The 24,003-nt window shown below is 72.4% G+C and carries 28 protein-coding genes; 16 read left to right on the top strand and 12 right to left on the bottom strand.

The annotated features are described in order from the left end of the window. Positions 1-29: 29 nt before the first annotated feature. Positions 30-848 carry a PhzF family phenazine biosynthesis protein gene (locus tag ABZ016_RS30650; protein WP_356919950.1) on the bottom strand — a complete coding sequence of 273 codons (819 nt, stop codon included), beginning with the start codon at positions 846-848 and terminating at the stop codon, positions 30-32. Between the two features lie 177 nt (positions 849-1,025). Between ABZ016_RS30650 and ABZ016_RS30645 the strand changes: the two genes are divergently transcribed. Next, a complete protein-coding gene (locus tag ABZ016_RS30645) occupies positions 1,026-1,661 on the top strand; it encodes a PadR family transcriptional regulator (protein ID WP_356919949.1) in 636 nt (211 codons plus the stop codon). A gap of 81 nt (positions 1,662-1,742) precedes the next feature. Here ABZ016_RS30645 and ABZ016_RS30640 read toward each other — a convergent pair whose 3' ends face one another. Next, positions 1,743-2,171, bottom strand: a complete 429-nt coding sequence (locus ABZ016_RS30640) for an SRPBCC family protein (protein ID WP_356919948.1) — start codon at positions 2,169-2,171, stop codon at positions 1,743-1,745. A gap of 223 nt (positions 2,172-2,394) precedes the next feature. On the opposite strand from ABZ016_RS30640, the gene ABZ016_RS30635 reads away from it, so the two are divergent. The 3 genes from ABZ016_RS30635 (at position 2,395) to ABZ016_RS30625 (ending at position 5,265) form a co-directional block, all read left to right on the top strand. After that, on the top strand, positions 2,395-2,952 hold the full coding sequence (locus ABZ016_RS30635) for a Clp protease N-terminal domain-containing protein (protein WP_356919947.1): 558 nt from the start codon (positions 2,395-2,397) through the stop codon (positions 2,950-2,952). A gap of 78 nt (positions 2,953-3,030) precedes the next feature. After that, on the top strand, positions 3,031-4,035 hold the full coding sequence (locus ABZ016_RS30630; RefSeq protein ID WP_356919946.1) for an EamA family transporter: 1,005 nt from the start codon (positions 3,031-3,033) through the stop codon (positions 4,033-4,035). Between the two features lie 225 nt (positions 4,036-4,260). After that, entirely contained in the window at positions 4,261-5,265 is a 1,005-nt protein-coding gene (locus ABZ016_RS30625) for an EamA family transporter (protein ID WP_356919945.1), read from the top strand. Here ABZ016_RS30625 and ABZ016_RS30620 read toward each other — a convergent pair. After that, on the bottom strand, positions 5,254-5,946 hold the full coding sequence (locus ABZ016_RS30620; protein WP_356919944.1) for a pyridoxamine 5'-phosphate oxidase family protein: 693 nt from the start codon (positions 5,944-5,946) through the stop codon (positions 5,254-5,256). The two genes, ABZ016_RS30625 and ABZ016_RS30620, sit on opposite strands and share 12 nt — an antisense overlap. Positions 5,947-5,981: 35 nt before the next feature. On the opposite strand from ABZ016_RS30620, the gene ABZ016_RS30615 reads away from it, so the two are divergent. Continuing rightward, on the top strand, positions 5,982-7,313 hold the full coding sequence (locus tag ABZ016_RS30615) for an aminotransferase class I/II-fold pyridoxal phosphate-dependent enzyme (RefSeq protein WP_356919943.1): 1,332 nt from the start codon (positions 5,982-5,984) through the stop codon (positions 7,311-7,313). Between the two features lie 76 nt (positions 7,314-7,389). Here the strand turns inward: ABZ016_RS30615 and ABZ016_RS30610 are convergent, their stop codons facing one another. Then, positions 7,390-8,337, bottom strand: a complete 948-nt coding sequence (locus ABZ016_RS30610) for a DMT family transporter (protein WP_356919942.1) — start codon at positions 8,335-8,337, stop codon at positions 7,390-7,392. A 74-nt stretch (positions 8,338-8,411) separates the two neighbouring features. Between ABZ016_RS30610 and ABZ016_RS30605 the strand changes: the two genes are divergently transcribed. Further along, on the top strand, positions 8,412-9,314 hold the full coding sequence (locus ABZ016_RS30605; RefSeq protein WP_356919941.1) for a LysR family transcriptional regulator: 903 nt from the start codon (positions 8,412-8,414) through the stop codon (positions 9,312-9,314). 4 nt (positions 9,315-9,318) lie between these two features. Here ABZ016_RS30605 and ABZ016_RS30600 read toward each other — a convergent pair whose 3' ends face one another. Further along, positions 9,319-9,789 carry a pyridoxamine 5'-phosphate oxidase family protein gene (locus ABZ016_RS30600; RefSeq protein ID WP_356919940.1) on the bottom strand — a complete coding sequence of 157 codons (471 nt, stop codon included), beginning with the start codon at positions 9,787-9,789 and terminating at the stop codon, positions 9,319-9,321. Positions 9,790-9,928: 139 nt separating this feature from the next. Here ABZ016_RS30600 and ABZ016_RS30595 point away from each other — a divergent pair, with 139 nt between their 5' ends. After that, positions 9,929-10,582 carry a cysteine hydrolase gene (locus ABZ016_RS30595; protein ID WP_356919939.1) on the top strand — a complete coding sequence of 218 codons (654 nt, stop codon included), beginning with the start codon at positions 9,929-9,931 and terminating at the stop codon, positions 10,580-10,582. Here ABZ016_RS30595 and ABZ016_RS30590 read toward each other — a convergent pair. Continuing rightward, positions 10,569-11,072: a Rieske (2Fe-2S) protein gene (locus ABZ016_RS30590; RefSeq protein WP_356919938.1), complete on the bottom strand. Its 504-nt coding sequence runs from the start codon at positions 11,070-11,072 to the stop codon at positions 10,569-10,571. The two genes, ABZ016_RS30595 and ABZ016_RS30590, sit on opposite strands and share 14 nt — an antisense overlap. Before the next feature lie 202 nt (positions 11,073-11,274). On the opposite strand from ABZ016_RS30590, the gene ABZ016_RS30585 reads away from it, so the two are divergent. Together ABZ016_RS30585 and ABZ016_RS30580 are read left to right on the top strand one after the other, a co-directional pair. After that, positions 11,275-12,030 (top strand): HipA family kinase, encoded by a 756-nt coding sequence (locus ABZ016_RS30585; RefSeq protein ID WP_356919937.1) that lies wholly within the window; start codon positions 11,275-11,277, stop codon positions 12,028-12,030. Continuing rightward, complete coding sequence (locus ABZ016_RS30580) at positions 12,027-12,440, top strand: DUF3037 domain-containing protein (protein ID WP_356919936.1); 414 nt, start codon at positions 12,027-12,029, stop codon at positions 12,438-12,440. The genes ABZ016_RS30585 and ABZ016_RS30580 overlap by 4 nt, the downstream gene beginning before the upstream one ends. Before the next feature lie 62 nt (positions 12,441-12,502). On the opposite strand, the gene ABZ016_RS30575 is transcribed toward ABZ016_RS30580, so the two are convergent. Beyond that, positions 12,503-12,973 carry an excalibur calcium-binding protein gene (locus ABZ016_RS30575; RefSeq protein WP_356919935.1) on the bottom strand — a complete coding sequence of 157 codons (471 nt, stop codon included), beginning with the start codon at positions 12,971-12,973 and terminating at the stop codon, positions 12,503-12,505. 264 nt (positions 12,974-13,237) lie between these two features. Between ABZ016_RS30575 and fabG the strand changes: the two genes are divergently transcribed. The 5 genes from fabG (at position 13,238) to ABZ016_RS30550 (ending at position 17,952) form a co-directional block, all read left to right on the top strand. Next, the gene (fabG, locus tag ABZ016_RS30570) at positions 13,238-13,999 is read left to right on the top strand and encodes a 3-oxoacyl-ACP reductase FabG (protein WP_356919934.1); all 762 of its coding nucleotides are present in this window, start codon (positions 13,238-13,240) and stop codon (positions 13,997-13,999) included. Positions 14,000-14,011: 12 nt separating this feature from the next. Next, positions 14,012-14,770 (top strand): SDR family oxidoreductase, encoded by a 759-nt coding sequence (locus ABZ016_RS30565; RefSeq protein ID WP_356919933.1) that lies wholly within the window; start codon positions 14,012-14,014, stop codon positions 14,768-14,770. A gap of 198 nt (positions 14,771-14,968) precedes the next feature. Then, complete coding sequence (locus tag ABZ016_RS30560; protein WP_356919932.1) at positions 14,969-16,549, top strand: ABC transporter substrate-binding protein; 1,581 nt, start codon at positions 14,969-14,971, stop codon at positions 16,547-16,549. Positions 16,550-16,642: 93 nt separating this feature from the next. After that, positions 16,643-17,326 (top strand): uracil-DNA glycosylase, encoded by a 684-nt coding sequence (locus tag ABZ016_RS30555; RefSeq protein WP_356919931.1) that lies wholly within the window; start codon positions 16,643-16,645, stop codon positions 17,324-17,326. Positions 17,327-17,439: 113 nt separating this feature from the next. Then, positions 17,440-17,952 carry a hypothetical protein gene (locus ABZ016_RS30550; protein WP_356919930.1) on the top strand — a complete coding sequence of 171 codons (513 nt, stop codon included), beginning with the start codon at positions 17,440-17,442 and terminating at the stop codon, positions 17,950-17,952. Positions 17,953-17,962: 10 nt separating this feature from the next. Here ABZ016_RS30550 and ABZ016_RS30545 read toward each other — a convergent pair whose 3' ends face one another. The 3 genes from ABZ016_RS30545 to ABZ016_RS30535 all read right to left on the bottom strand — a co-directional run bounded on the left by ABZ016_RS30545 (position 17,963) and on the right by ABZ016_RS30535 (position 19,734). Beyond that, positions 17,963-18,475: a hypothetical protein gene (locus tag ABZ016_RS30545; RefSeq protein WP_356919929.1), complete on the bottom strand. Its 513-nt coding sequence runs from the start codon at positions 18,473-18,475 to the stop codon at positions 17,963-17,965. 112 nt (positions 18,476-18,587) lie between these two features. After that, on the bottom strand, positions 18,588-19,100 hold the full coding sequence (locus ABZ016_RS30540; protein WP_356919928.1) for a DinB family protein: 513 nt from the start codon (positions 19,098-19,100) through the stop codon (positions 18,588-18,590). A gap of 43 nt (positions 19,101-19,143) precedes the next feature. Beyond that, positions 19,144-19,734: a TetR/AcrR family transcriptional regulator gene (locus tag ABZ016_RS30535; RefSeq protein ID WP_356919927.1), complete on the bottom strand. Its 591-nt coding sequence runs from the start codon at positions 19,732-19,734 to the stop codon at positions 19,144-19,146. Between the two features lie 100 nt (positions 19,735-19,834). Between ABZ016_RS30535 and ABZ016_RS30530 the strand changes: the two genes are divergently transcribed. Together ABZ016_RS30530 and ABZ016_RS30525 are read left to right on the top strand one after the other, a co-directional pair. Further along, positions 19,835-21,019 carry an FAD-dependent monooxygenase gene (locus ABZ016_RS30530; protein ID WP_356919926.1) on the top strand — a complete coding sequence of 395 codons (1,185 nt, stop codon included), beginning with the start codon at positions 19,835-19,837 and terminating at the stop codon, positions 21,017-21,019. A gap of 13 nt (positions 21,020-21,032) precedes the next feature. Beyond that, positions 21,033-21,938, top strand: a complete 906-nt coding sequence (locus ABZ016_RS30525; RefSeq protein WP_356919925.1) for a Gfo/Idh/MocA family oxidoreductase — start codon at positions 21,033-21,035, stop codon at positions 21,936-21,938. Here the strand turns inward: ABZ016_RS30525 and lnt are convergent. Together lnt and ABZ016_RS30515 are read right to left on the bottom strand one after the other, a co-directional pair. Then, on the bottom strand, positions 21,862-23,427 hold the full coding sequence (gene lnt / locus ABZ016_RS30520) for an apolipoprotein N-acyltransferase (RefSeq protein WP_356919924.1): 1,566 nt from the start codon (positions 23,425-23,427) through the stop codon (positions 21,862-21,864). The two genes, ABZ016_RS30525 and lnt, sit on opposite strands and share 77 nt — an antisense overlap. Before the next feature lie 87 nt (positions 23,428-23,514). Further along, positions 23,515-23,967 carry a nuclear transport factor 2 family protein gene (locus tag ABZ016_RS30515; protein ID WP_356919923.1) on the bottom strand — a complete coding sequence of 151 codons (453 nt, stop codon included), beginning with the start codon at positions 23,965-23,967 and terminating at the stop codon, positions 23,515-23,517. Between the last annotated feature and the right edge of the window lie 36 nt (positions 23,968-24,003).

The following is a 24,003-nucleotide window of genomic DNA, read 5'->3' as shown; positions in this document are numbered from 1 at the left end:
CGACGGTGTCGTACGCCCCTTCGCCGGTTCTAGGCGAGCAGCTCGCCCTCGATGACGGTCACCGCCCTGCCACTCAGCAGGGTGCGGTCGCCGCGCAGCTCCGTGCGGACGCGGCCGGAGCGGGCCGAGGCCTGGAGGCCGGTGAGGACCGGGCGGCCGAGGCGCTCGGACCAGAACGGGGCGAGTGCGGTGTGGGCGCTGCCGGTCACCGGATCCTCGTCGATGCCCACGTTCGGGAAGAAGCAGCGCGAGACGAAGTCGTAGCCTCCGGCGGGGTCCTGCGCGCGAGCCGTGGCGATGACACCGCGCTCGGACTGGGCGGCGAGGGCCTTGAGGTCCGGCCTGAGGCCGTGCACCGACTTCTCGTCGGCGATCTCGACCAGCAGGTCGCCGATGTTCGGGCCGGTGTCGAGGACGGTGAGGGGCTCGGCGCCCAGCGCCTCGGCCAGGCCGTCCGGAGAAGCGACCCGGGAGAGCGGAGCCGTCGGGAAGTCGAGCGTGACGGAGCCGTCGCCGGCGGGCGTGGCGACGAGGACGCCACTGCGGGTGGCGAACCGCACCGGGCCCTCGTGGGCGCCGGTGGTGTGCAGGACGTGGGCGGTGGCCAGGGTCGCGTGGCCGCACATGGCGACCTCGGTGGCCGGCGTGAACCAGCGCAGCGCCCAGTCGGCCTCGCCGCCCTCGGGGAGGGGGTGGGCGAAGGCGGTCTCGGCGTGGTTGACCTCCAGGGCGATGTCCTGGAGCCGGCTGTCGTCCGGGAAGGAGTCCGCGTCGTTCAGGAGCAGTACTCCCGCCGGGTTGCCGGAGAAGGGGCGATCGGTGAAGGCGTCGACGATTCGAATCCGCATGCCCAGACGCTAGAGGCTCCGCGAAGGCGCGAACCAAGGCCAATTCGAGAGTGCTGGCCCTGGTTTGCCGGCCGGAGGCCAGGGGCGCGCCAGTGAGACCGGTCTTGTCCGGCGAACTATTCCGATATATCGTTGAAGCATCGCGACAGATCAACGATGGAATGGAGAGTGGTTGCGATGCGTACCCATGGTTTCGAGCACGGGCATGGACATGGCGGACCGCGGCACGGCCGGGGCGGTTTCGAGGGGCTGCGCGCGGCCTTCGGTCCGTTCGGGCCGGGTGGCCCCGGCGGTCCCGGCTGGGGAGGGCCCGGTGGTCCGGGCTTCGGTCCCGGCCCCTGGGGTGGCCGAGGGCGTGGCGGGCCGAGGGGAAGGGCCCGGCGCGGCGATGTGCGGGCCTCGATCCTGGCCCTGCTGAAGGACCGGCCGATGCACGGCTACGAGATGATCCAGGAGATCGCCGAGCGCAGCGGCGGGGCGTGGAAGCCCAGTCCGGGCTCGGTCTATCCCACCCTCCAGCTGCTGGAGGACGAAGGGCTGATCATCAGCGAGTCCGAGGGCGGCAAGAAGCTGTTCTCGCTCACCGAGGCGGGCCGTGCCGCGGCCGACGAGGGGCCCGAGGCGCCCTGGGAGGAGGCCTCCCGCGGGGTCGACTGGGAGGCCCTCGGTGAGATCCGCCAGGCCGGTTTCGGGCTCATGGAGGCCTTCGGGCAGGTCTGGAAGACCGGCAGCAAGGAGCAGCGGGAGAAGGCGCTCGGCGTCATCAACGAAGCCCGCAAGAAGCTGTACCTGATCCTCGCCGACGAGGACTGAGGTTCAGCCCTTCGCGGGGCAAGCCACGCGTGGAGCAGGCGCCCCTGGAGCGATCCGGGGGCGCCTCGGCGTGCCGGGCGGTCAGGTCACCAGCCCGCCCAGCTTGCGCAGCGACTCGTTCAGGGCCGCCGTGCCCGAGTCCCTGAGCTTGCCCGCCATCAGCGACACCGCCGCGCCCGTGAACTCGCCGTCGATGCGGACCGTCGTCGCCGAGCCGTCGGGTGTGAGGGTGTAACGCGTCGCCACCGTCACGCCCATCGGGCCCTTGCCGCGAATGGCGAGCAGCCGGGCCGGTTCCAGCTCCTCGACGGTCCACTCCACCTCGGCCGGGAAGTTCATGAGCCTCATGTTCTCCTGGAACGCGGCTCCCACTTCGAGGGGCTCGGGACCGCCCGAGGGAAAGCTGGTGTGCGTCGCGTTCCACTCGCCGTGCGCGGGCCAGTCGGTGAGCTTGGCCCACACCTTCTCGGCCGGTGCCCCAATGCGTGCCTCCGCGCTGACTTCGGCCATGCGTACACCTCTTCGTGTCGGGCTGAGTGTCGCGGAACGTAGCCGGGTGAGCCGCAATGTTCAATACTGACGAACTGTCAGAAGTGTGGGTCGTCTCGGGCGCAAGGGTCTGATCTCCTCCTTGAGGAGGAGATTCCGGTCGGCGAAGTCCACTTCCTGTGGGACGCGAAAATGCTTCGCTCCGAGGATGCCCCGGGCTCTCGGGACTGATGGGGTGTGGGGTGTGCAACGCCCCATCCCCCGGCAGTCGGCCCATGAGCACGGCAGCCGCCGCGCGGAGAACGATGCCAGGCTCGGTGACGAGCTGGCATCGGTGATCGGAGGTGCCCGCCGCCGGGCGGTCCGGGACGGGGACCGGCAGATCGACACCGCCCATCTGCTCCACTCGCTACTGGAGTCCGACCCCGAGTTGCGCGCCGCCATCGGTGACGGGCCGCAGGTCGCGCGACTGCTCGGGTATCTCGTCCAGCGCAGCATCGGTTACGGACTGCGCTGGCAGAGCGGTGTGGAGGACTCCGGCGCCGTCCCGCTGGTGACGGAGACGGCGGGCTTCTCACCGCTGGCCGCCGCGTCGATGGAGTACGCCTGTGAACGCGCCGCCCGGCACGGCGGACCGGCCCGCGGGGCCGACCTGCTCGCGGCGATCCTCGTGGACCGGCAGGCACGCGCCGTCGAGGTGCTCGGACGGGCCGGGATCGACCCGCGCGGGGTGCTCGCCCGACTCGATGGCCGGCCCGACCGGCCCGAGGAATGGGTCGGCGGCGGCGATTCCGTTCGCTGACCGTACGGCGGCGCGCGGCGTCCAGGCTGTGAGACAGGTGCCATAGAGGGTGACGCTCCTGTCAGGTCCTGTCATCATGTGCCGGTGCGTACGTCTGACAGCAGCGCGAGCAGGCGCGGCAGGGGCGCGGGGCTCGGCCTCGCGCTCGTCTCCGCGGTGGCCTTCGGCGGATCCGGTGTCGCGGCCAAGCCGTTGATCGAGGCGGGCCTCGACCCGCTGCACGTGGTGTGGCTGCGCGTGGCCGGGGCGGCCCTGGTGATGCTGCCGCTCGCCGTGCGCCACCGTGCCCTGCTGCGCCGCCGCCCCGGACTGCTCGCCGGGTTCGGGCTACTGGCCGTCGCCGGCGTCCAGGCCTGCTACTTCGCCGCCCTCTCCCGTATCCCCGTCGGCGTCGCGCTGCTCATCGAGTACCTGGCCCCCGCCCTGGTGCTGGGCTGGGTGCGGTTCGTGCAGCGGCGGCCCGTCACGCGTGCCGCGGCGGTCGGTGTCGTCCTCGCGGTGGGTGGACTCGCGTGTGTCGTCGAGGTGTGGTCGGGCCTCGGCTTCGACGCCCTGGGGCTGCTGCTCGCACTCGGCGCGGCCTGCTGCCAGGTCGGCTACTTCGTCCTCTCCGACCAGGGCAGCGACGCCGGGGACGAGGCGCCCGACCCACTGGGGGTCATCGCCTACGGGCTGCTCGTCGGCGCGGCCGTGCTGACCGCCGTCGCCCGGCCCTGGCGCATGGACTGGTCCGTGCTCACGGGTACCGCGCGCATGGACGGCACACCCGTCGCCGCCATCGCGCTGCTGGCCTGGATCGTCCTCGTCGCCACCGTCGTCGCGTACGTCACCGGTGTGCTCTCCGTGCGCCGGCTCTCCCCGCAGGTCGCCGGGGTCGTGGCCTGTCTCGAGGCGGTCATCGCCACCGTCCTGGCCTGGATCCTGCTCGGCGAGCACCTCTCGGCGCCGCAGATCGCAGGCGGTGTGATCGTGCTGGTCGGCGCGTTCATCGCGCAGTCCTCGACACCGGCGAAGGGGTCCGAGGGCCCGGTGGCGAGCGGCGGCCCGGAAAGGGAGTTGTCCAGGCCAGGAACGGCCGCCTAGAGTGCCGATCATGTCTTCGAACGCACTCGTTCTTCCGCCTCCGGCCGCCTGAGGCGGGCCCTCCGGAAAACGCGCCCGGTGTTGTCGCCGGGCCGAACGGTGCTGCCCGCAGACGAAGTCCGCGGACCCCGTCGATCCCACTGATCCGGGGTTCTTCCCGAACTTCCGCGCACCAGCCGCCGCCGATGCCGCGCGGCGCGCCGTGCGCGCCTGCGGAGAGAACACGTGTCGAAGACCGTCTCCGGCCTGCCCGTCGGGCGAGGCCTGCTCTATCTGATCGTCGCCGGTGTCGCCTGGGGCACCGCGGGCGCGGCTGCCTCACTGGTCTACCGGACCAGTGACCTGGGACCCGTCGCCCTGTCGTTCTGGCGCTGTGCCGCCGGTCTGGCGCTGCTGCTCGCCGTGCGCCTGGTCCGGCCCCGCGCCCGGGCGGCCGTGACCGAGCCGCTCGGCCGCAGGGCGCTGCGGGCCGGGGTCACCGGGCTCGGGCTCGCGGTGTTCCAGACGGCCTACTTCGCGGCCGTCCCGGCGACCGGCCTCGCCGTCGCCACCGTCGTCACCCTGGGCGCCGGGCCCGTGCTCATCGCACTCGGTGCCCGGCTGACCCTGGCCGAACGACTGGGCCGGGGAGACACCGTGGCCGTCGTGGGTGCCCTCGCGGGGCTCGCGGTCCTCGTGCTGGGCGGCGGGGGGACGGCCGTACGCCCGTGGGGTGTGCTGCTCGCGCTGCTGTCGGCCGCCGGGTACAGCGTGATGGCGCTGCTCACCCGCCGGTGGGGCCGGGACGGTGGAGCCGATGCCTCCGGGACGACCGTCGGGGCCTTCGCCGTCACGAGCCTGTGCCTGTTGCCGTTCGCGCTGGCGGAGGGGCTGGTGCCGCACACCGTGGAACCAGGGCGGCTCCTGGCGCTGCTGGCGTACGTCGCCGCTGTCCCGACCGCCCTCGCCTACGGGCTCTATTTCGCCGGGGCCGCCGTTGTGCGGTCCGCCACGGTCTCGGTGATCATGTTGCTCGAGCCGGTGAGTGCGGCGGTGCTCGCCGTTGTCCTGCTCGGTGAGCGGCTGACGGTGGCGACGGTGGCCGGAACCCTGTTGATGCTGGGGTCGGTGGCGGGGCTTGCGGTGGGGGAGGCGCGGGGGCGCGGGAGGAGCCGGGTGCGTTCGTCCGATGGCGGCTGCGAGCCGTCCCCGGCTGGTCGCGCCGTTCCCCGCGCGCCTTCAGGTCAGTGAGCCTCGAAGGTAGTCGGGCAGTTCTGTGCCGGCGGCGAGGCCGGGGTCGGGGATCGGGGTGCCGTAGGTCTTCCGCACCGGGACCACTCCGGCCCAGTGGGGGAGGGCGAGGTCTTCCGGTTCGTCGTTCACGCCTCCCGTGCGGAGCTTGGCGGAGACCTCCTCCAGGTCCAGGCGGATCACCGCCGTGGCGGCCAGCTCCTTCTTGTCGGCCGGCCGGGAGTCGGCGGCGCGGCCCGGTACGACCTGGTCGACCAGCGCGTCCAGGGCCTGGCGCTTCTCCTCGGGGTCCGTCACGTCGCGGGCGACCCCGTGCACCACCACGGAGCGGTAGTTGATCGAGTGGTGGAAGGCCGAGCGGGCCAGGACCAGGCCGTCGACGTGGGTGACGGTCAGGCAGACCGGCAGGCCCGGGTCCGCCTGGCCGGCCGCCCGGAGCGGGCGCGAGCCCGTCGAGCCGTGCACGTAGAGCCGCTCACCGACCCGGGCGTACAGCGTCGGCAGTACGACCGGCGCGCCGTCGCGGACGAAGCCGAGGTGGCAGACGTAGGCCTCGTCGAGTATCGCGTGCACCAGGTCCCTGTCGTACGCCGCCCGGTTCGCCGAGCGGGTGGGGACGGTGCGGTCGGTCGGGGCGTAAGCGGTGGTGGGCTGCGACGGCGTCTGCGCGGTCCCCTGCATGGCGCTCTCCATTGCACTAGTGCATAATTGGCTTTGTGCTAGGAGAGTATCCGATCAGCGGACGCCGTGCAGCGGACATTTCGGCGAGCGTCGAGCGGGCGGTGGGGACCGGCGCCTTGCAGCCCGGTCAACTGCTCCCGCCCATGCGGGAGTTGGCGGAGCGGCTCGGGGTGAATCCCAACACGGTCGCGGCCGCGTACCGGACCCTGCGGGAGCGCGGGGTCATCGAGACGGGGGGTCGGCGCGGCAGCCGGGTGCGCTCCGCGCCCGCGACGACCGGGCGGGATCACATCAGGGTGGACGTCCCCGAAGGTGTGCGGAACGTGGCGAACGGCGATCCGGACACGGCGCTGCTGCCGCCGCTCGCGGCGGCTTTCGCGGCGGCCGCCGCCGAGGGTGACCGTGCGCCCGTGCTGTACGGGCACGATCCGCTGGATCCGGAGCTGGCCCGGCTCACCCGCGCCGGGTTCGACGCAGACGGAGTGCCGGACGGGCCGCTCGCCGTGGTGTCGGGTGCGCTCGATGGTGTCGAACGGGTGCTGGCGGCCCACCTCAAGCCCGGCGACGCCGTCGCCGTCGAGGACCCCGGCTGGGGCCGCACCCTCGACCTCGTGCCCGCGCTCGGGCTGAGGACCGTCCCCGTCGGCGTCGACGACGAGGGGCCGCGCGCCGACGACGTGCGGCGGGCGCTGGCGGCCGGGGCGCGTGCCCTGATCGTCACGGGCCGGGCGCAGAACCCGACCGGCGCCGCGGTGAGCGCCACGCGCGCGCGTGCCCTGCGGTCGGTGCTCCCGGAGTACCCGGAGACCTTGCTGATCGAGGACGACCACGGCCACGGCATCGTCGACGTGCCCCTCCACCCCCTGGCCGGCGTCACCCGGCACTGGGCGTTCGTGCGCTCGGCCGCCAAGGCCTACGGGCCTGATCTGCGCCTCGCCCTGCTCACCGGGGACGGCGTCACCGTCGACCGGGTCCGCGGACGGCAACGGCTCGGGCCGGGCTGGGTGAGCCTGCTGATGCAGCGTGCCCTGGTGCGGCTGTGGGCCGACGGGGCGGTGGACACACGCGTGGTGGCAGCCACGTACGGGCGGCGCCGGGACGCGCTGATCGGCGCGCTCGACCGGCGCGGCGTCGCGGCACACGGGCGCAGTGGCATGAACGTGTGGGTGCCCGTACCGGACGAGACCGGTGCCGTCGCCCGGCTGCTGCACGCCGGCTGGGCCGTCGCCCCCGGTGCCCGTTTCCGGTTGAGCGCACCGCCCGGCGTCCGGGTCACCGTCTCGACGCTCACCGAGGACGAGACCGAGGCACTGGCCGACGCGATCGCCTCGGCGCTCCGGCCGTCTCCCGCGCGGAGTTACGTCTGAGGCGCGGAGCTACATCATCCGAGACATGAGTTACATCTGAGGCGGAGGCGGCCTGAGCGCCGGGGAGGGGGACGCGTCACGACCGGGGCTTCGGCCGGACCTGTGTGAGTGCCGCGCCCGTCAGGACGATCACCGCCCCGACCGGTGTCGACCACGCGAGCGACTCGCCGAGGAGCGCGACGCCCGCCGCCGTGGCGATGACCGGGATGAAGTACGTGACCATCTGGGCCGTCGTCGGGCCGACCTCGGCGACCAGGCCGTACTGGAGGAGCACCGCGAGGCCCGTGCCCAGCGCCCCCAGGGCGGCGATCGCCAGCAGCGGCACGGGGGACAGCTCGGCGGGCAGGGTCGTGAACAGCGGGGTGACGACGGCCAGCTGGACCGTCGCCAGCAGCAGTTGCGCGCCGGTCATCGACAGGTGCGAGTGGCCGGTGCCCGCCAGGGTGCGGCGGACGTAGATCCAGCCGATCGGGTAGCTGAGGGAGGCCAGCAGGGCCAGCGCCGTGCCGCCGGCGTCCAGGCCGTGGAAGCCCTGCCAGGCGCCCAGCACGGTGAGGACGCCGAGGAAGCCGAGCCCCAGCCCCGCGACCCGCACCCGGGTCGGACGGTCCTCCGACAGGGCGACCAGCGACAGTGCCATGCCCCACAGCGGCGAGGTCGCGTTGCAGATGCCCGCCAGCGTGGACGGGATGGTCAGCTCCGCGTACGCGAACAGCGAGAACGGCAGGGCGTTGAGCAGGAACGCGGAGACCGCCAGATGCCCCCAGACACGCGCCCCGCGCGGCAGTCGCTCACGGCGTACCGCCATGGCGGCGGCCAGCACCGCCGTACCGAACACCAGCCGGCCGAGCGTGACCTGGAAGGGCGCGTATCCCTGGGTGCCCACCTTGATGAGGAGGAAGCTGAAGCCCCAGATCAGGGACAGGGCTGCGAAACGGAGACGCCAGTCGAGACGGCGACGGGGCCGGGGGCCGCTCGAAGGGGGCGCGACAGTGACCCGGCTGCGGGGGGTGACGGTGCTCATGGCAGCCACGATGGTGGACAAGACCTCGTAGCACAATCGAGATTTCACACCCGGTACTGCGTAGTATCGCTTACATGTTGAACCTGGAGCGCCTGCGCACCCTCGACGCCCTCGCCCGGCACGGCTCGGTCAGCGGCGCGGCCGAGGGCCTGCACATCACGACGTCCGCGGTCTCCCAGCAGATGTCCAAGCTGGAGCGGGAGGTCGGCCAGCAGCTCCTCGCCAAGAACGGCCGGGGCGTGCGGCTCACCGACGCCGGCCGGCTGCTCGCGGAGCATGCCGCGCGCATCCTGTCCCAGGTGGAGCTCGCCCAGTCCGATCTGGAGGCGCAGCGCGGGCAGGTCGTCGGTGAACTCAGACTGTCGGCGTTCCCCACGGCGGCTCGCGGGCTGTTCCCGCTCGCGCTGTCCGCGCTGCGCCGGGAGCATCCGGCGCTGCGGCTGCGCTCGTGCGAGCTGGAGCCGGAGCACGCCCTCGCCGGTGTGGTGCGCGGCGACCTCGACCTCGCGGTGGTGCTCGACTGGTACAACAAGCCGATGGCGCTGCCCGACGGCCTGGTCAAGGCGCCGATCCTGGACGACCCCGCCGATGTCGCCATGCCGGCCGGCCACCGGCTCGCGGGGCGCGACGAGGTGGACCTCGGCGAGTTCGCCGACGACGAGTGGATCACCTGGGGCGACGGGGAGTTCTGCCACGAGTGGCTGATGTTCACGCTCCGGTCCCGGGGCATCGAACCGATCGTCGGCCACCGCGCCGCCGAGACCCACACCCAGCTCGCGCTGGTCGCCGCGGGCCTCGGCGTGTGCATCGCTCCGCTGCTCGGCCGCCGCCCCGTACCCGACGGGGTGGTGACCGTCCCCGTCGCTCAGCGGGTGCGGCGGCATGTGTACGTCGTCTGGCGTGCGGACGCCGACCGCCGCCCGTCGATCCGGGCGGCGGTGAAGGCCCTCCAGGCGGCGGGGGAGAGCCTCGGCTGAGGCGCTACTGTCCGGCCAGCTTGCGGAAGTCCCAGGAGACCACCTTCTCGGGCGTCAGCCGCAGCCAGGCGTGCCGGCCGTCGTGCGGCATCTCCTCCAGGCCGAAGTTCTTCCGGGCGAACAGCATCTCCGGGACGTCGAGTTCGGCGCGCAGCTCGCCGGTGCGCGGTATCTCGCCCACGAACTCGACGGTCCCGGACAGCTCGGCGCCGCGCAGCTCGTCGTACTCCTCACCGGTGTCGACCACGATGGCCACCCGCGGGTCGCGCCGCAGGTCGGTCCACCGCTTGCTGCGCACGACCGAGTACAGCCACATCGACCTGCCGTCCCAGGCGAACCACAGCGTGCTCACATGCGGAGCGCCGCCCGCCGACACCGTGGCGACCCGGCAGGTGCGCTGCGTGGTGAGGAAATCGTCCAGCTCACCGGGCGTCATCATGATCTTCCGGCCCCGGCGCTGCTGCGTGACGGTCATGCTCCCCCTCTTTCTTTCTCCCACGTCGTGCCAGAGGGAGATCCTCTGACATCACGTCAGAAAAAGAATGCGATGTCTTCCTTCCGTGCGCAACGGTGGCTACGCTCGCCCGACCCGCCACCGGCGCCCAGGGGGAACCGTGCCCTCGTACGCAGAGCTCAGTGAACTCCTCGATCCGCCGACCACCGTGCTGCTCACCGTCGAATGCCAGGAAGGCGTGGTCGGAGAGGACAGCGCGCTGCCCGAACTCGCCGAGGCGGCCCGCTCCGGCGGAGTGCTCGCCAACGTCGCCCGCCTGGTGGCCGCCGCCCACGCGGGCGGTGTCCAGGTCGTCCACGCCATCGCCGAACGCCGCCCCGACGGCCGCGGCGCCAGCCGCAACGCCCGCCTCTTCCGCGCCGCCGAACGCCTGCCCGTACGGCAGCTGACCGGCACGCACGCGGTGCGCGTCGCGGCCCCGATCGAGGTCGCCGAGGAGGACCTCGTCGTCCGGCGCCTGCACGGGCTGTCGCCGCTCCAGGGCACGGACGTCGACCCGCTGCTGCGCAACCTCGGCTGCCGCACGCTGATCGTCACCGGCGTCTCGGCCAACGTGGCGGTTCCCAACGCCGTGTTCGACGCCGTGAACCGCGGATACACCGCCGTCGTCCCGGCGGACGCCATCGAGGGGGTGCCCGCCGAGTACACCCCCGCGATGATCCGCCACACCCTCGCGTTGGTCGCCACGGTCGCGACCACGGACGAGGTGCTGGCATGTCTCACGCGTCCCCGGGACGAGCTCAGGCGAGCGTGATCGAGTCGCCGTCGACGGTGATCTTCATCTCCGGCAGCGGCTTGGGCGCCGGGCCGCTCTTCACGCTGCCGTCGGTGATCGAGAAGTTGCTGTTGTGACAGGGACAGTTGATGACGCCGTTCGCGATGCTCTTCACCGCGCAGCCCTGGTGGGTGCAGGTGGCCGAGAACGCCTTGAACTCGCCCGCGGTCGGCTGGGTGACGACCACCTTCTGGTCGGCGAAGACCTTGCCGCCGCCCTCGGGGATGTCGGCGGTCGACGCGAGCGCGCTGCCTGCCGCGGCACCGCCCCCGCCGCTCGACGGGGTGCTGCCCGCCCCCTGGTCGCCCTGGGCGGTGCCGGACGAGCCGGAGGAGTCGACGGAGCCGGACGAGCTGTCGTCCGAGCCTCCGCAGGCGGTCAGCGCGGCGGCGAGGCCCGCCGCTCCGGCCGCCGCCACGACGGTACGACGGGCCGGTCCGGATGCGGGCTGGAGCGATGCGCTGGTCATACTGACATTTCCCTTCGGGAGGCTTGCGATGATCTGCCGGGAGGTACGGGCCCGGCGGACCACCTGTTCAGACGGTGCCCAAATCCTGACCCGGCCGGGAGCAGCTGTGGACAAAACCTCGCTGTCGGTTCGCTGTCGGTTTCCCGCCCGCCGCCACGACGCCGACAGCGGTCCCGGGCCATCGCGTCAGTAACCTGGGGCGATGCTCAAGGAAGTGATCGCGACCCGTTTCGTCACGCCCCTGCGGGAGGGCGGTTCGCTGCCGGGACTCGTCGAGGCCGATGACTCCGGGACGTACGTCCTGAAGTTCACCGGCGCGGGACAGGGGCGCAAGACGCTCGTCGCCGAAGTGGTGTGCGGGGAGCTCGCCCGCCGGCTCGGGCTCCGGGTGCCGCGGCTGGTCACGGTCGAGCTCGACCCGGAGCTGGGGCTCTCCGAGCCCGACCAGGAGGTGCAGAGCCTGCTCAGGTCCAGCGGCGGGACCAACCTCGGCATGGACTTCCTCTCCGGTGCGCTCGGCTTCGACCCCCTCGCGTTCCCGGTCGGCCCGGAGGAGGCCGGGCGGATCGTCTGGTTCGACGCGGTGGTGGGCAACGTCGACCGGTCCTGGCGCAACCCCAACCTGCTGATGTGGCAGGGGGAGTTGTGGCTCGTCGACCACGGGGCGACCATGATCTGGCACCACAACTGGCCCGGTGTGCAAGCCTCCGCGGCCCGCCCGTACGACGCCTCCGACCACGCCCTGGCGCCCTTCGGGCCCGATGTGGCCGGTGCCGCGGCCGAGTTGGCGCCGCTGGTCACCGAGGAACTGCTCGCCGACGTCACGGCCCGCGTCCCGGACGCCTGGCTGACGGGCGAGCCCGGTTTCGACACACCCGACGACCTGCGGCGGGCCTATGCGCGGCCCTTGCTCGCCCGGGCCGCCGTCATCCACGACCGTATCCAGGGGATCAAGTGAGCGACCGGCACATCATCAGGGGCGGGACGCGGGACCGCCAGGTCTACGAGTACGCGATCCTGCGCGTCGTCCCGCGCGTCGAGCGCGGCGAGTGCATCAACGCCGGGGTACTCGTCTACTGCCGCGCCGAGTCCTACGTCGGTGCCCGCACGCACCTCGACGAGGCACGCCTGCTGGCCCTCGACCCCCGGGCGGACGTGACGGGCATCCACGCCGCCCTGCGGGCCGTGGAAGGCGTCTGCGCGGGCGGCACGGCGGCCGGCCAGGCATCGGGAGACGATCCGGGCCGCCGTTTCCGCTGGCTCGTCGCCCCCCGTTCGACGATCGTCCAGCCCGGCCCCGTGCACACCGGCCTGACCACCGATCCGGCGGCGGAGACGGAACGGTTGCTGGACCTGCTGGTGCGCTGACGGACCGGTCGGGGACACGGTCGGGCCGGGTCCCCGACGTCACCGCACACGCACCTCGGACGTCACCGCAGACGTGACTTCAGACGTCGCCTCAGGAAGAAGCCCGCCGTGAGCAGGGCGCTCAGGGCGAAGGTCAGCCCGATGGCCACGTCCCAGCGGCTCGGCCCGGAGGCCACCGCGCCGCCCACCCCGCCCCGCACGCCGCGGGACGGGGCGGTGGTGGGGGTGATGGTGGCGGGGGCCGTCGGGCTGACGGAAGGGGTGGCGGTGGTCGTGGGGGTGGGCATGTGTGTGGGGGAGATGATGCCCGAGCCACGGCGGGGCAGCGCCTCACACGCGATGCCGTCGTCCGGGCCCTCGTCCTCGTCGAGTTTGTCGGGATCGCTCGGATCCGCGTCGAAAACGGCCTGCGCGTCCTCCTGGAACGCGAAGTCACGGCAGTCCCGGTCGGTTCGGGCATGAGCGGGGGCGGCCAGCGGCATGATCGCGGCGATCGCGAACAGCATGCCGATGGCACCGGTGCGACGGCGCATGGAGGGTCTCCCTGTTTCCGGCCACGGGTGGCTCGCGCTTCGACGCTAGGTGTCGAACGGCGCGTCGGCGCGGCGGTCGTGGGCTGATCGGGTGGCCGGGGCGGCTGGTCAGGGCCGGGTGGGGGACGGGTGTGGTCCGCTGGGCCTTGTGGGTCCGGGTAATGGATCACATGCCGGGCCCGGCCGTTGACACCGCGTGCCAGGGCTTCTAGCGTCACACCCACTGAAGGTACTAAGCGGTCGCTCACCTGAGGAGAAGCAGCCATGTCCACCACTGAGCAGCGGGTCGCCGTCGTCACCGGCGCCGCGCGCGGGATCGGCGCCGCCACCGCCGTACGCCTGGCCGCCGAGGGCCGCGCTGTCGCCGTGCTCGACCTCGACGAGGCGGCCTGCAAGGACACCGTCGAGAAGATCACCGCCGCCGGCGGCAAGGCCGTCGCGGTCGGCTGTGACGTCTCGGACGAGGCGCAGGTCGAGGCGGCCCTCGCCCGCGTCGTCGAGGAGCTCGGTGCGCCGACGATCCTGGTCAACAACGCGGGTGTGCTCCGCGACAACCTGCTGTTCAAGATGAGCGTCTCCGACTGGGACACCGTCATGAACGTGCATCTGCGCGGCGCCTTCCTGATGTCCAAGGCCTGTCAGAAGCACATGGTCGACGCCGGATTCGGGCGGATCGTCAACCTCTCGTCGTCCTCGGCGCTCGGCAACCGCGGGCAGGTCAACTACTCGGCCGCCAAGGCGGGCCTCCAGGGCTTCACCAAGACCCTCGCCAAGGAGCTCGGCAAGTTCGGCATCACCGCCAACGCCGTCGCCCCCGGCTTCATCGCCACCGAGATGACCAAGGCCACCGCCGAGCGCGTCGGCATGGGCTTCGAGGACTTCAAGGCCGCGGCCGCCACCCAGATCCCGGTGGCCCGGGTCGGCGAGCCCGACGACATCGCCAACGCCATCGCCTTCTTCACGGGCGAGGCGGCCGGGTTCGTCTCCGGCCAGGTGCTGTACGTGGCCGGCGGGCCGCTCGACTAGAGGACAGCAGACATGACTTCCGTGGAACTCTCCGGCAAGGCCGCCCTCGTCACGGGCGGCAGCCGCGGCATCGGCTACGGCGTCGCCGAGGCGCTCGTCGCACGCGGTGACCGCGTGTGCATCACCGGCCGCAACGAGGACTCCCTCAAGGAGGCCGTCGAGCAGCTCGGCCCCGACCGCGCGATCTACGTCGTCGGCAAGGCGCACGACGAGACCCACCAGGCCGTCGCCGTCGAGCGCACGATGGAGGCCTTCGGCCGCGTCGACCATCTGGTCAACAACGCCGGAACCAACCCGGTGTTCGGGCCGATCGCGGACCTCGACCTGGACGTCGCACGCAAGGTCTTCGAGACCAATGTCGTCTCCGCGCTGGGCTTCGCCCAGAAGACCTGGCACGCCTGGCAGAAGGACAACGGCGGCGCCATCGTCAACATCGCCTCCGTCGCGGGCCTGTCGCCCTCGCCGTTCATCGGCGCCTACGGCATCAGCAAGGCGGCCATGATCAACCTGACGGTGCAGCTCGCCCACGAGTACGCGCCCAAGGTGCGGGTCAACGCCATCGCCCCGGCGGTCGTGAAGACCAAGTTCGCCCAGGCCCTGTACGAGGGCCGGGAGGAGGAGGCCGCTGCGGCCTACCCGCTGGGCCGGCTCGGCGTGCCCTCGGACATCGGCGGCGCGGCCGCGTTCCTCACCTCCGCGCAGTCCGACTGGGTCACCGGCCAGACGCTCGTCGTGGACGGCGGCATCTTCCTCAACGCCGGCACGGGCTGACGGCGGCGCGCACGCGGCTCGGCACGGGCGTCCCTCGACATGAGCGGCGCCCGTGCCGACGTCATGGTCTCCCCAAGGGCGATGACAACGTCGTCAAGGGTTTACTGATCAAGGAGTCATGTCCGGGGGAGGGTCAGCGGGCACGGCACTGCGGTATGGTCTGCCGACCCTTGGTATGGCAGATCGAGGAGCGTGCGCGTGTTCAACCGGAACCGATGCCTGCGGCGGGTGGCGGCCATCGCGTCCATATCGACCCTGCTCGCCGGCTGCGGCGTGCTGTCGTCCGACACCCCGGAGGACGAAGGGCCGATCGTGGTGGGCACCACCAGTGCCCCCAGCACGCTGGACCCTGCGGCCTCCTGGGACAGTTCCTGGGAGCTGTTCCGCAACATCTACCAGACGCTCCTGAGCTATCCGACGGGCGCGAGCGAGCCGCAGCCGGACGCCGCCGAGCAGTGCGGCTTCAGCGACTCCTCGAACCAGGTGTACCGCTGCGAGCTGCGCGAGGGCCTGACGTTCTCCAACGGGGAAGCGCTCGACGCCCAGGCCGTGAAGTACTCCTTCGACCGGATCCGCAAGATCAACGTCAACGGCGGCCCCGCCGGTCTGCTGGGCAGCCTGGAGCGGGTGCAGGCGCCGAACGACCGCGAGGTGATCTTCCATCTCAACAAGCCCGACGCCACCTTCCCGTTCGTGCTCGCGACCCCCGCCATGTCGATCGTCGCCCCGCAGGAATATCCGGAGGACTCCCTGCGGCAGGGCGATGACGTCGTCGGTTCCGGGCCGTACAGCCTCGACTCGTACAACGACGGCAAGGAAGCCGTCCTCGTGCGCAACGACGCCTACAAGGGCTTCGCGAAGCGCCAGAACGACGCGGTCACCATCCGCTACTTCCAGGACTCCGGTGCCATGGTCAAGGCCCTGCGGGACCAGCAGATCGACGTGACCTACCGCGGTCTTGCCGCCGGGGACGTCGTCGAGCTCCAGGGCACCAAGGAGGAGGAGATCCAGCTCGTCGAGGGCACGGGCACCGACATCAACTACCTGGTGTTCAACCCGAAGGACCCCTGGGCCAACCGCAAGGCCGTGCGCCAGGCCATCGCGCAGGTCGTGGACCGGGCGGCGATCGCGCACAAGGTCTACAAGGACACCGTCGACCCGCTGTACTCCATGGTCCCCAAGGGCCTCACCGGCCACACCACGGGCTTCTTCGACGACTACGGCGACCCCGACGTCGCCAAGGCCCGCAAGACCCTCACCGACGCGGGCATCAACCGGAAGGTCCCGCTCACCCTCTGGTACACGAGCGACCGGTACGGCTCCGAGACCGCCGCGGAGTTCAAGGAGCTGAAGCGCCAGCTCGAGGAGTCCGGCCTGTTCACGATCAACCTCAAGAGCCGCCCCTGGAAGACCTACGTCGAGGGCTACCGCAAGGGCGAGTACCCGGTGTTCGGGCGTGGCTGGTTCCCCGACTTCCCGGACGCCGAGAACTTCATCGCGCCGTTCGTCGGCGAGCAGAACGCCCTGGGCACGCCCTACCCGGCGCCCGAGATCACCGGCGACCTGCTGCCCCGGTCGCGCCGCGAGAGCGACCGCGCGAACGTGGTGAAGGAGTTCGAGGAGGCCCAGCAGATCCTCGTCGACGACGCACGGCTGCTGCCGCTGTGGCAGGGCAGGCAGTACGTGGCGGCGAGCCGGGACGTCTCGGGCGCGGAGCGGGCCCTGGACCCGTCGACGATCATGATGATGTGGGAGCTGCACCGCAAGACCGCCTGGTAGCCGGGACGGGACCGGGGCTCCCCGGGCACGATGTCAGTGGTCGCCGGTAGGTTCTGAGGCCTGGAAGTGACCGCACATCGTGAGGACGTTGACGTGACCGACACCGCCATGCTGCCCGAGTCCTGGCGCGGGGTTCTGGGTGACGAGCTGCAGCAGCCCTACTTCAAGGAGCTGACGGAGTTCGTCGAGGAGGAGCGGGCGAAGGGCCCCGTCCACCCGCCGCGCGAGGAGGTCTTCGCCGCGCTGGACGCCACGCCGTACGAGAAGGTGAAGGTCCTGATCCTCGGTCAGGACCCTTACCACGGCGAGGGACAGGGGCACGGGCTGTGCTTCTCGGTCCGGCCCGGTGTGCGGATCCCGCCGTCCCTGCGGAACATCTACAAGGAGATGCACGAGGAACTGGGTACCCCCCTCCCGGACAACGGCTATCTCATGCCGTGGGCCCAGCAGGGCGTCCTGCTGCTCAACGCGGTGCTCACGGTCCGTGGCGGCGAGGCGAACTCGCACAAGGGCCGGGGCTGGGAGAAGTTCACCGACGCGGTCATCCGCGCCGTGGCGGGCCGGCCCGACCCGGCGGTGTTCGTGCTGTGGGGCAACTACGCGCAGAAGAAGCTCCCGCTGATCGACGAGACCCGGCACGTGGTGGTCAAGGGCGCACACCCCTCGCCCCTGTCCGCGAAGAAGTTCTTCGGTTCCCGGCCGTTCACGCAGATCGACGCCGCGGTGGCGGCCCAGGGCCACGAACCCATCGACTGGACGATTCCGAACCTGGGCTGAGGGCCGGCACCGATCGCCGCCCCGCCGGCGGCGTACGGAGCGGCCTGAGCCGGATCCTCCCGTTCTGCGGTTAGCGTCGGGAGGAGACAGCGGCCGAGCGTGCGGAGGGCGTGGTGGCGGAGCGGCAGGGGCAGGCGGCGGCGGATGCCGTGCTGACGCGGATCGGGCAGGTCGTGATCCTGCACCACGCGGGAGACCGGGAGGAGGCCCGGCGGCGCTTCCTGGACCTGTGGGCGGAGCTCGGGGAGCACGGTGACCCGCTGTACCGCTGCACCCTCGCCCACTACCTGGCCGACACGCAGGACGACCCCGCGGACGAACTGGCCTGGGACCTGCGCGCGTTGACGGCGGTGGAGGAGATCGCCGGTGGCGGTCCCGCCTCCCGGGAAGAGGCGCTCGCGGTGCGCGCCTTCTACCCCTCCCTGCACCTGAGCCTGGCCGCCGACTACGCCGGACTCGGTCAGTGCGATGCCGCCCGCACCCATCTGCGGCGGGCCAGCAGGGCTGCCGCCGACCTCGCCGACGACAGCTACGGGGAGGGTGTACGGGCCGCCATCCGACGGTGGGAGGCCCGGCTGGGAGAGGGCGACGGAGGGGCGTGGACGCCGCCGCGGCAGCGGCCCTGACCCAGGGGAGTCAACGTCCGTAGGCGTCGCGGCAGATGGTCGCCTGCGGGCTGTCCGCCGGCCACCCTCCGTAGCGCCTGCCCAGCGCACAGACGTCCGCGTTGTTCGGAACGTTCTTCTGGACGTCCTGCCGTACCCGGCCCGAGACGTCGGGGACGTCGACAGGCTGCCGGTGCGGGCTGCGCGGGCTCGGCTCGCGCGGCTCCGGCCGGACCGGGCGCGGGCGGTGGTCGCGGTGTCCGGACGGCACGGTCCGCTCCGGCGAGGCCGCCGCGGGGGCGGCCGGGCGGGGCTCGGACGCGGCCGGCTCCGGGCTGCGGGACGTCTCGATGAGTTCGAGGGCCTCTCGGGCCGGTGCCTGCACGACCTGGGTCTCCGACGCCCCCTCCGACCGCGGCGCCGACGGCCGGGACGGTGCCGTCGGCGGGCCGGGAACGGAGGGGCGCTGGACCGTCATACAACCGGACAGGGCCGAGACAGCCACGGTCACCAGGAGCGTCGCGGTGGTCGTCGTTCGATGCACCCGCGCCACTCTGCTGCGTCCGGCCCCCGGTGGGGCAGCGGACAGGCGGAGGATGCCCCGCACGGGTGATCTCGCGCCCCGTACGGAGGCCGTCGGTGTGCCGCGGGTGACGTCAGTAGCCGGTCGAGCCGTCGATGCGCTCACGGATCAGGTCGGCGTGGCCGTTGTGCCGCGCGTACTCCTCGATCATGTGGGTGTAGAGCCACCGCAGATTGAACTGCTCGCCGGTGCGCCGGTGCTTGCCCTCGGAGAGGTCGTCCAGGCCGAAGCGGGCCGCGTTGCGGCGGGCGGTCTCGATCTCGGCCTGCCAGGTGGCGTACGCCTCCTCATAGGTGTCCGCCTCGGTCAGGTGGAACTCGCCGTCGAGGTCCTCGTCGCTGAAGTAGATCGGGGCCGCGTCCTCGTTCGTCAGGACCCGGCGGAACCAGCTCCGCTCCACGTCCGCCATGTGCCGCACCAGCCCCATCAGGGTCAGCTCGGAGGGCTCCGCCGCGGCGGACCGGAGCTGTTCGTCGCTCAGACCCTCGCACTTCCAGGCGAGGGTCTGCCGGTGGTACTCCAACCACCCCTCCAGCATGGTGCGTTCGTCGGCGGTCGGGTCAGGCATGTGGCGTTCGGTCGTCATGGCCGCATCCTTTCCCAGCACCTCGTACGGCACCACGGCTTTTTCAGGCCCTGGCCATCCCGGCCAGCAGTTCCCGCAGCCCGGCCCGGACCTCTGCCAGGCTCGGCACCTCGGCACCGAACGACCCCGCGACGCAGCTGAACATCAGCCCGTCCGCCCACGCGATCAGCGACAGCGTGTGCCGGGCCGGATCCGTCGAGCCCATCCCGGTGGCCAGGGCGGCGAGCTGGTCCCGGAAGCGGGCGCCGGTCGCGTCGAAACAGGCCCTCAGCTCGGGGCGGCGCGTCGCCTCCAGGGCCAGCTCGTAGCGGGCGAGCGTCAGGGCGCGGTTGCTCGTCAGGGCGCGGTGGGTCGCCAGGGCCAGTGCGTCGGCGAGGGAGTCGGTGCCGGACCGGGGGCCGGGCATCTCGTGCAGCGCCAGCACCCGTGCCTCGCGGTCGGCCAGCCGCCGCACCGCCAGCTCCAGCAGGGCCTGCCGGGTCCGCGCGAGGTTCGACGTGGAGCCCTGGGGCAGACCGGCGGCCTCGTCGACCGCCCGGTGCGTGAGGCCCCGCATCCCGCGCTCGGCGAGCAGGGCGAGGGCCGCGTCGGCGACGAGGTCGGAGCGGGAAGGGCCGGCGGCGCGTACGGACATGGTGCTCACGCTACCGGTCTCACTACGGGTGTAGTAACGTCGATGGCGAACTACAGGTGTAGTTGCACGGATGGTCAGTCCCTGGCCCGGAGGAGGAGTCATGGCACGGTCCGAGCGGATCGTCGTGATCGGCGGCGGCATCGGAGGCCTGACCGCGGCGGCCGCCCTGCACCGGCGCGGCCGGCACGTCACCGTGCTGGAGCGAGCCCCCTCGCTGCGGCCGGTGGGCGCGGCCATCTCGCTCGCCCCCAACGCGCTGCGGGCGCTGGACGTCATCGGCCTCGGCGACACGATCCGCGCCCTCGCGGCCTGGGCGGGGGACGGCGGGCTGCGCACACCGAGCGGGCGGTGGCTCTCGCGCTCCTCCGCGGACGCCGCCGCCGAACGCTTCGGCGGCCCGCTCGTGCTGCTGCACCGCGCCACGCTCATCGAGCACCTGGCCGCGCAGCTCCCGCCCGGCACCGTCCGCACGGCCGGCGCCGCGACCCTCACCGACCACGGCGACACCGACCGGCCGGCCCGAGTCACCACCGCGGACGGCGAGCTGGAGGCCGACCTGGTGGTGGCCGCCGACGGCGTCCGGTCCGCGGTACGCCACGCGCTCTTCCCCGGCCACCCCGGAGCCGTCTACTCCGGGTTCACCACCTGGCGGGTCGTGATCCCCGTCCCCGGCGCCGAGTTCGCCTCCCACGAGACCTGGGGCAGGGGCCACATCTGGGGCACCCACCCGCTCAAGGACGGCCGTGTCTACGCCTACGCCGCCGCCGTGACACCCGCCGGCGGCAGCGCCCCCGACCACGAGCGGGCCGAGCTGCTGCGCCGCTTCGGCGACTGGCACGACCCGATCCCCGCCGTGCTCGCCGCCGCCCGCCCCGAGGACGTCCTGCGCCACGACGTCCATCACCTCGCCCAACCCCTGCCCGCCCACCACCTCGGCCGGGTCGCCCTGGTCGGCGACGCCGCGCACGCCATGCCACCGACGCTGGGCCAGGGCGGCAACCAGGCCATCGAGGACGCGGTCGTCCTCGCCCACCACTGCGACGACCTCCCCGCCTACACCGCCGCCCGGCTGCCCCGCACGACCGCCGTCGCACGCCAGGCCGTGAAGGTGGCCCGTCTCAACCTCATGACCAGCCGTGCGGGGACCGTCGTACGCGACAACGCCGTGGCCGCGCTGTCCAAGACCGGGCCCGCCCTGTTCCTGCGCGGCTTCGACGGCATCGCCGACTGGCGGCCCCCGCAGCACCCGTATGCTTCCGGACAGGCCCCGGCAGGAAACCGTTAGAGGAGAACACCCCGTGAAGGTCGGCTGCATCGGACTCGGCGACATCGCGCAGAAGGCCTACCTGCCGGTCCTCGCCTTCCAGCCCGGGACCGAGCTGCACCTTCAGACCCGTACGCCGGCCACGCTCGCCCGGGTCGCCGACGGGCTGCACATCCCCGGGGAGCGGCGGCACACCACCCTCGACTCCCTGCTCGCGGCCGACCTCGACGCCGCCTTCGTGCACGCCCCCACCGTCGCGCACCCGGAGATCGTGACGCGGTTGCTGGAGGCGGGCGTCCCGACGTACGTCGACAAGCCGCTCGCCTACGCACTCGACGACTCCGTGCGGCTGGTCGAGCTCGCCGAGGAGCGGGACGTGAGCCTCGCCGTCGGCTTCAACCGGCGGCACGCCCCCGGCTACACCCAGTGCGCCGACCACCCTCGCGAGCTGATCCTGATGCAGAAGAACCGCATCGGGCTGCCGGAGGAGCCGCGCACGATGATCCTCGACGACTTCATCCACGTCGTCGACACCCTGCGGTTCCTGGTGCCCGGGGCGGTCGACGACGTGACCGTGCGTGCCCGGGTCCGCGACGGCCTGCTGCACCACCTGGTGCTCCAGCTCGCCGGGGACGGCTTCACCGCACTCGGCGTGATGAACCGGCTCAGCGGTTCGGCCGAGGAGATCCTGGAGGTGTCCGGGCAGGACACCAAGCGGCAGGTGATCAACCTCGCCGAGGTCGTCGACCACAAGGGCCAGCCGACCGTGCGACGGCGCGGGGACTGGGTGCCGGTGGCCCGGCAGCGCGGGATCGAGCAGGCGGTGCTGGCCTTCCTCGACGCCGTGCGCACGGGCCGGGTACTCAGCGCCCGGGACGCGCTGGAGACCCACGAACTGTGCGAACGGGTGGTACGTGCGGTTCTGGAGCGGCCCGCCTGAGCCGCAGGGTCCGGACGCCCTCGCCGGCCGCCCACAGGGCGAGGACCAGCATCGCCGCGTGCACCGTCCAGTCGCCGTAGCGGACGTAGGGCGTGGTGCCGTGGGCGAGGGGGACCGCGTAGATCTGAGCGGCCGAGGCGTCCGTGCCGAGCCACGGGCCGACGCGCTGCCCGCTCGGGCCGTAGACGGCGGAGACCCCGGTGAGCGTCGCGTGCACCATGGGGCGGCCGGTCTCGGCGGCGCGCAGGGCGCCCAGGGATGCGTGCTGCTCGGGGGCCCAGCTGTGCTGGAATGTCGACGTCGACGACTGGCCGATCAGCACGTCGACGCCTTCCCGGGTGAGGTGGCGGGTCATGTCGGGGAAAGCCGTCTCGAAGCACACCATCGGGCCGACGCGCAGCCGGTCTCCCACATTCATCACGACCTGTTGCGAGCCGCGCCTGCGGTCCTCGCCCGCCGCCTTGCCGACGGAGGTGGCCCAGCCGAGCAGGGAGCGGGCCGGGATGTACTCGCCGAACGGGACGAGCCGCATCTTGTCGTACCGCTGACCGGTCAGGCCGTCCGGGCCGACCAGGACCGAGCTCTTGTAGATGCCCGGCACGTCGGAGCGCCGGGCGTCCACGTTGACCATGATGTCCGCGCCCGTCGCACGGGACAGGTCCGCGAGCCGCCGGGCGAGGTCGGGCCGGTCCCCGAGGTCGAAACCGACGCTGCTCTCACCCCAGACGATCAGGTCGACGTCCTGGCCGGCGAGGCGGCGGGTGAGCTGTTCCTCGCGGGCGAGCCGGCGGTCCGGGCCGTCGATGACGCCCGGCTGGACGACGGCGATCCGGAGATGGCCGTCGACGGTGGGGCGGGGCGAGAGCGTCCAGGCGGCCGACGTGGCCGCAGCCGTGGCGACGATGCCGGCCACGGCGGGCACACGGGATTGCCGGACCGCCACGAGCACGGTCACCGCGACGTTGACGGCGACGACCAGGAAACTGAGCAGCCACACCCCGCCCACCGAGGCCAGCCGCAGCGCCGGCTCGACCTGCCACTGACTGGAGCCGAGCATGCCCCAGGGCCCGCCGAGGCCCTGCCAGGAACGGATCAGTTCGGCGCCCAGCCAGCCCGACGGCACCACCAGCAGCGCGCCCGCGACCTGGGCCGGCGAGGGGACGCCCGTGAGCAGACGGCGCACCAGCCAGCCCCACGGGGCCCACAGCGCGCCGAGCAGGGCGGCGATGACGAACGTGAACACGTTCAGGCTCGGCAGCAGCCAGTGGTGCATGGCCAGCATGAAGCCGAAGCCGCCGCACCAGCCCTCGTACACCGCCCGTTTCCCGGTCGGCGCGGTGCGCAGCAGCAGGAGCCAGGGGACCAGGACGATGTAGGCGCACCACCACAGGGACGGAGCGGGAAAGGCAAGGACGGGCAGGGCGCCCGCGACCGCCGCGGCGGCCGAGCGGCGCCGGGGGGAGGCGAGCCAGTGGCCGAGCGTCTTCATAGGCGCCTCCTACCCCGCGGGTGCCTCCAGTGTGCGCCCTGCGGACGATCTAGGACAGCGGACGCCGGGTCAGTGGATCACAGGTGCCTAATGCCGCTCGGGGAGGCGCCGCCACTTCTCCCGTACGACCACCTCGCTCAGTCGCCAGCCGTCGTCCGTGCGCAGCAGCGCGAAGGCGTACCGGCCACCGCACACGAAGTCGGGCGCGGGCCCGGACGTGGCCATGGGATTGACGTAGTCGGCCTGGACCCGCGCAGTGTCGCCGGTGTCCTGCTCCCAGACTCCGAACCGCACGCGCCGGTTGACGATCAGATGCTGCCGCATCGGGAACGATCGCAGGCTCTCGGCGAGCCACGCGGCGACCGCCGCGGCCTCGCCTTCGATACCGCCGGCCGAGCGGTAGTCGGCGCGCCCCTCCGGGGCGAACAGATTGCGGTACGCCTCCCAGTCCCCGTCGTCGACGGCGACCGCGTAGTCGGTGATCATCCCGTCGACGGCCAGCCGGTCTCTCACGGTGGCGAGCTCCACGCGCTGCGTCATCGGCTCAGTGTTGGGCATGGGCGGTGCCCAGCCAAG

It is taken from the genome of Streptomyces sp. NPDC006372 (assembly GCF_040612515.1).
GTDB lineage: Bacteria > Actinomycetota > Actinomycetes > Streptomycetales > Streptomycetaceae > Streptomyces.
This window is presented reverse-complemented; position numbering and strand designations above follow the sequence as displayed.

What these genes read in the sequence shown, in the direction of transcription:
- ABZ016_RS30650 (WP_356919950.1), bottom strand. Translation starts at nt 848, where the DNA reads ATGCGGATTCGAATCGTCGACGCCTTCACCGATCGCCCCTTCTCCGGC.
- ABZ016_RS30645 (WP_356919949.1), top strand. Translation starts at nt 1,026, where the DNA reads ATGCGTACCCATGGTTTCGAGCACGGGCATGGACATGGCGGACCGCGG.
- ABZ016_RS30640 (WP_356919948.1), bottom strand. Translation starts at nt 2,171, where the DNA reads ATGGCCGAAGTCAGCGCGGAGGCACGCATTGGGGCACCGGCCGAGAAG.
- ABZ016_RS30620 (WP_356919944.1), bottom strand. Translation starts at nt 5,946, where the DNA reads ATGCAGGGGACCGCGCAGACGCCGTCGCAGCCCACCACCGCTTACGCC.
- ABZ016_RS30610 (WP_356919942.1), bottom strand. Translation starts at nt 8,337, where the DNA reads ATGAGCACCGTCACCCCCCGCAGCCGGGTCACTGTCGCGCCCCCTTCG.
- ABZ016_RS30605 (WP_356919941.1), top strand. Translation starts at nt 8,412, where the DNA reads ATGTTGAACCTGGAGCGCCTGCGCACCCTCGACGCCCTCGCCCGGCAC.
- ABZ016_RS30600 (WP_356919940.1), bottom strand. Translation starts at nt 9,789, where the DNA reads ATGACCGTCACGCAGCAGCGCCGGGGCCGGAAGATCATGATGACGCCC.
- ABZ016_RS30590 (WP_356919938.1), bottom strand. Translation starts at nt 11,072, where the DNA reads ATGACCAGCGCATCGCTCCAGCCCGCATCCGGACCGGCCCGTCGTACC.
- ABZ016_RS30585 (WP_356919937.1), top strand. Translation starts at nt 11,275, where the DNA reads ATGCTCAAGGAAGTGATCGCGACCCGTTTCGTCACGCCCCTGCGGGAG.
- ABZ016_RS30575 (WP_356919935.1), bottom strand. Translation starts at nt 12,973, where the DNA reads ATGCGCCGTCGCACCGGTGCCATCGGCATGCTGTTCGCGATCGCCGCG.
- fabG (WP_356919934.1), top strand. Translation starts at nt 13,238, where the DNA reads ATGTCCACCACTGAGCAGCGGGTCGCCGTCGTCACCGGCGCCGCGCGC.
- ABZ016_RS30565 (WP_356919933.1), top strand. Translation starts at nt 14,012, where the DNA reads ATGACTTCCGTGGAACTCTCCGGCAAGGCCGCCCTCGTCACGGGCGGC.
- ABZ016_RS30540 (WP_356919928.1), bottom strand. Translation starts at nt 19,100, where the DNA reads ATGACGACCGAACGCCACATGCCTGACCCGACCGCCGACGAACGCACC.
- ABZ016_RS30535 (WP_356919927.1), bottom strand. Translation starts at nt 19,734, where the DNA reads ATGTCCGTACGCGCCGCCGGCCCTTCCCGCTCCGACCTCGTCGCCGAC.
- ABZ016_RS30530 (WP_356919926.1), top strand. Translation starts at nt 19,835, where the DNA reads ATGGCACGGTCCGAGCGGATCGTCGTGATCGGCGGCGGCATCGGAGGC.
- lnt (WP_356919924.1), bottom strand. Translation starts at nt 23,427, where the DNA reads ATGAAGACGCTCGGCCACTGGCTCGCCTCCCCCCGGCGCCGCTCGGCC.
- ABZ016_RS30515 (WP_356919923.1), bottom strand. Translation starts at nt 23,967, where the DNA reads ATGACGCAGCGCGTGGAGCTCGCCACCGTGAGAGACCGGCTGGCCGTC.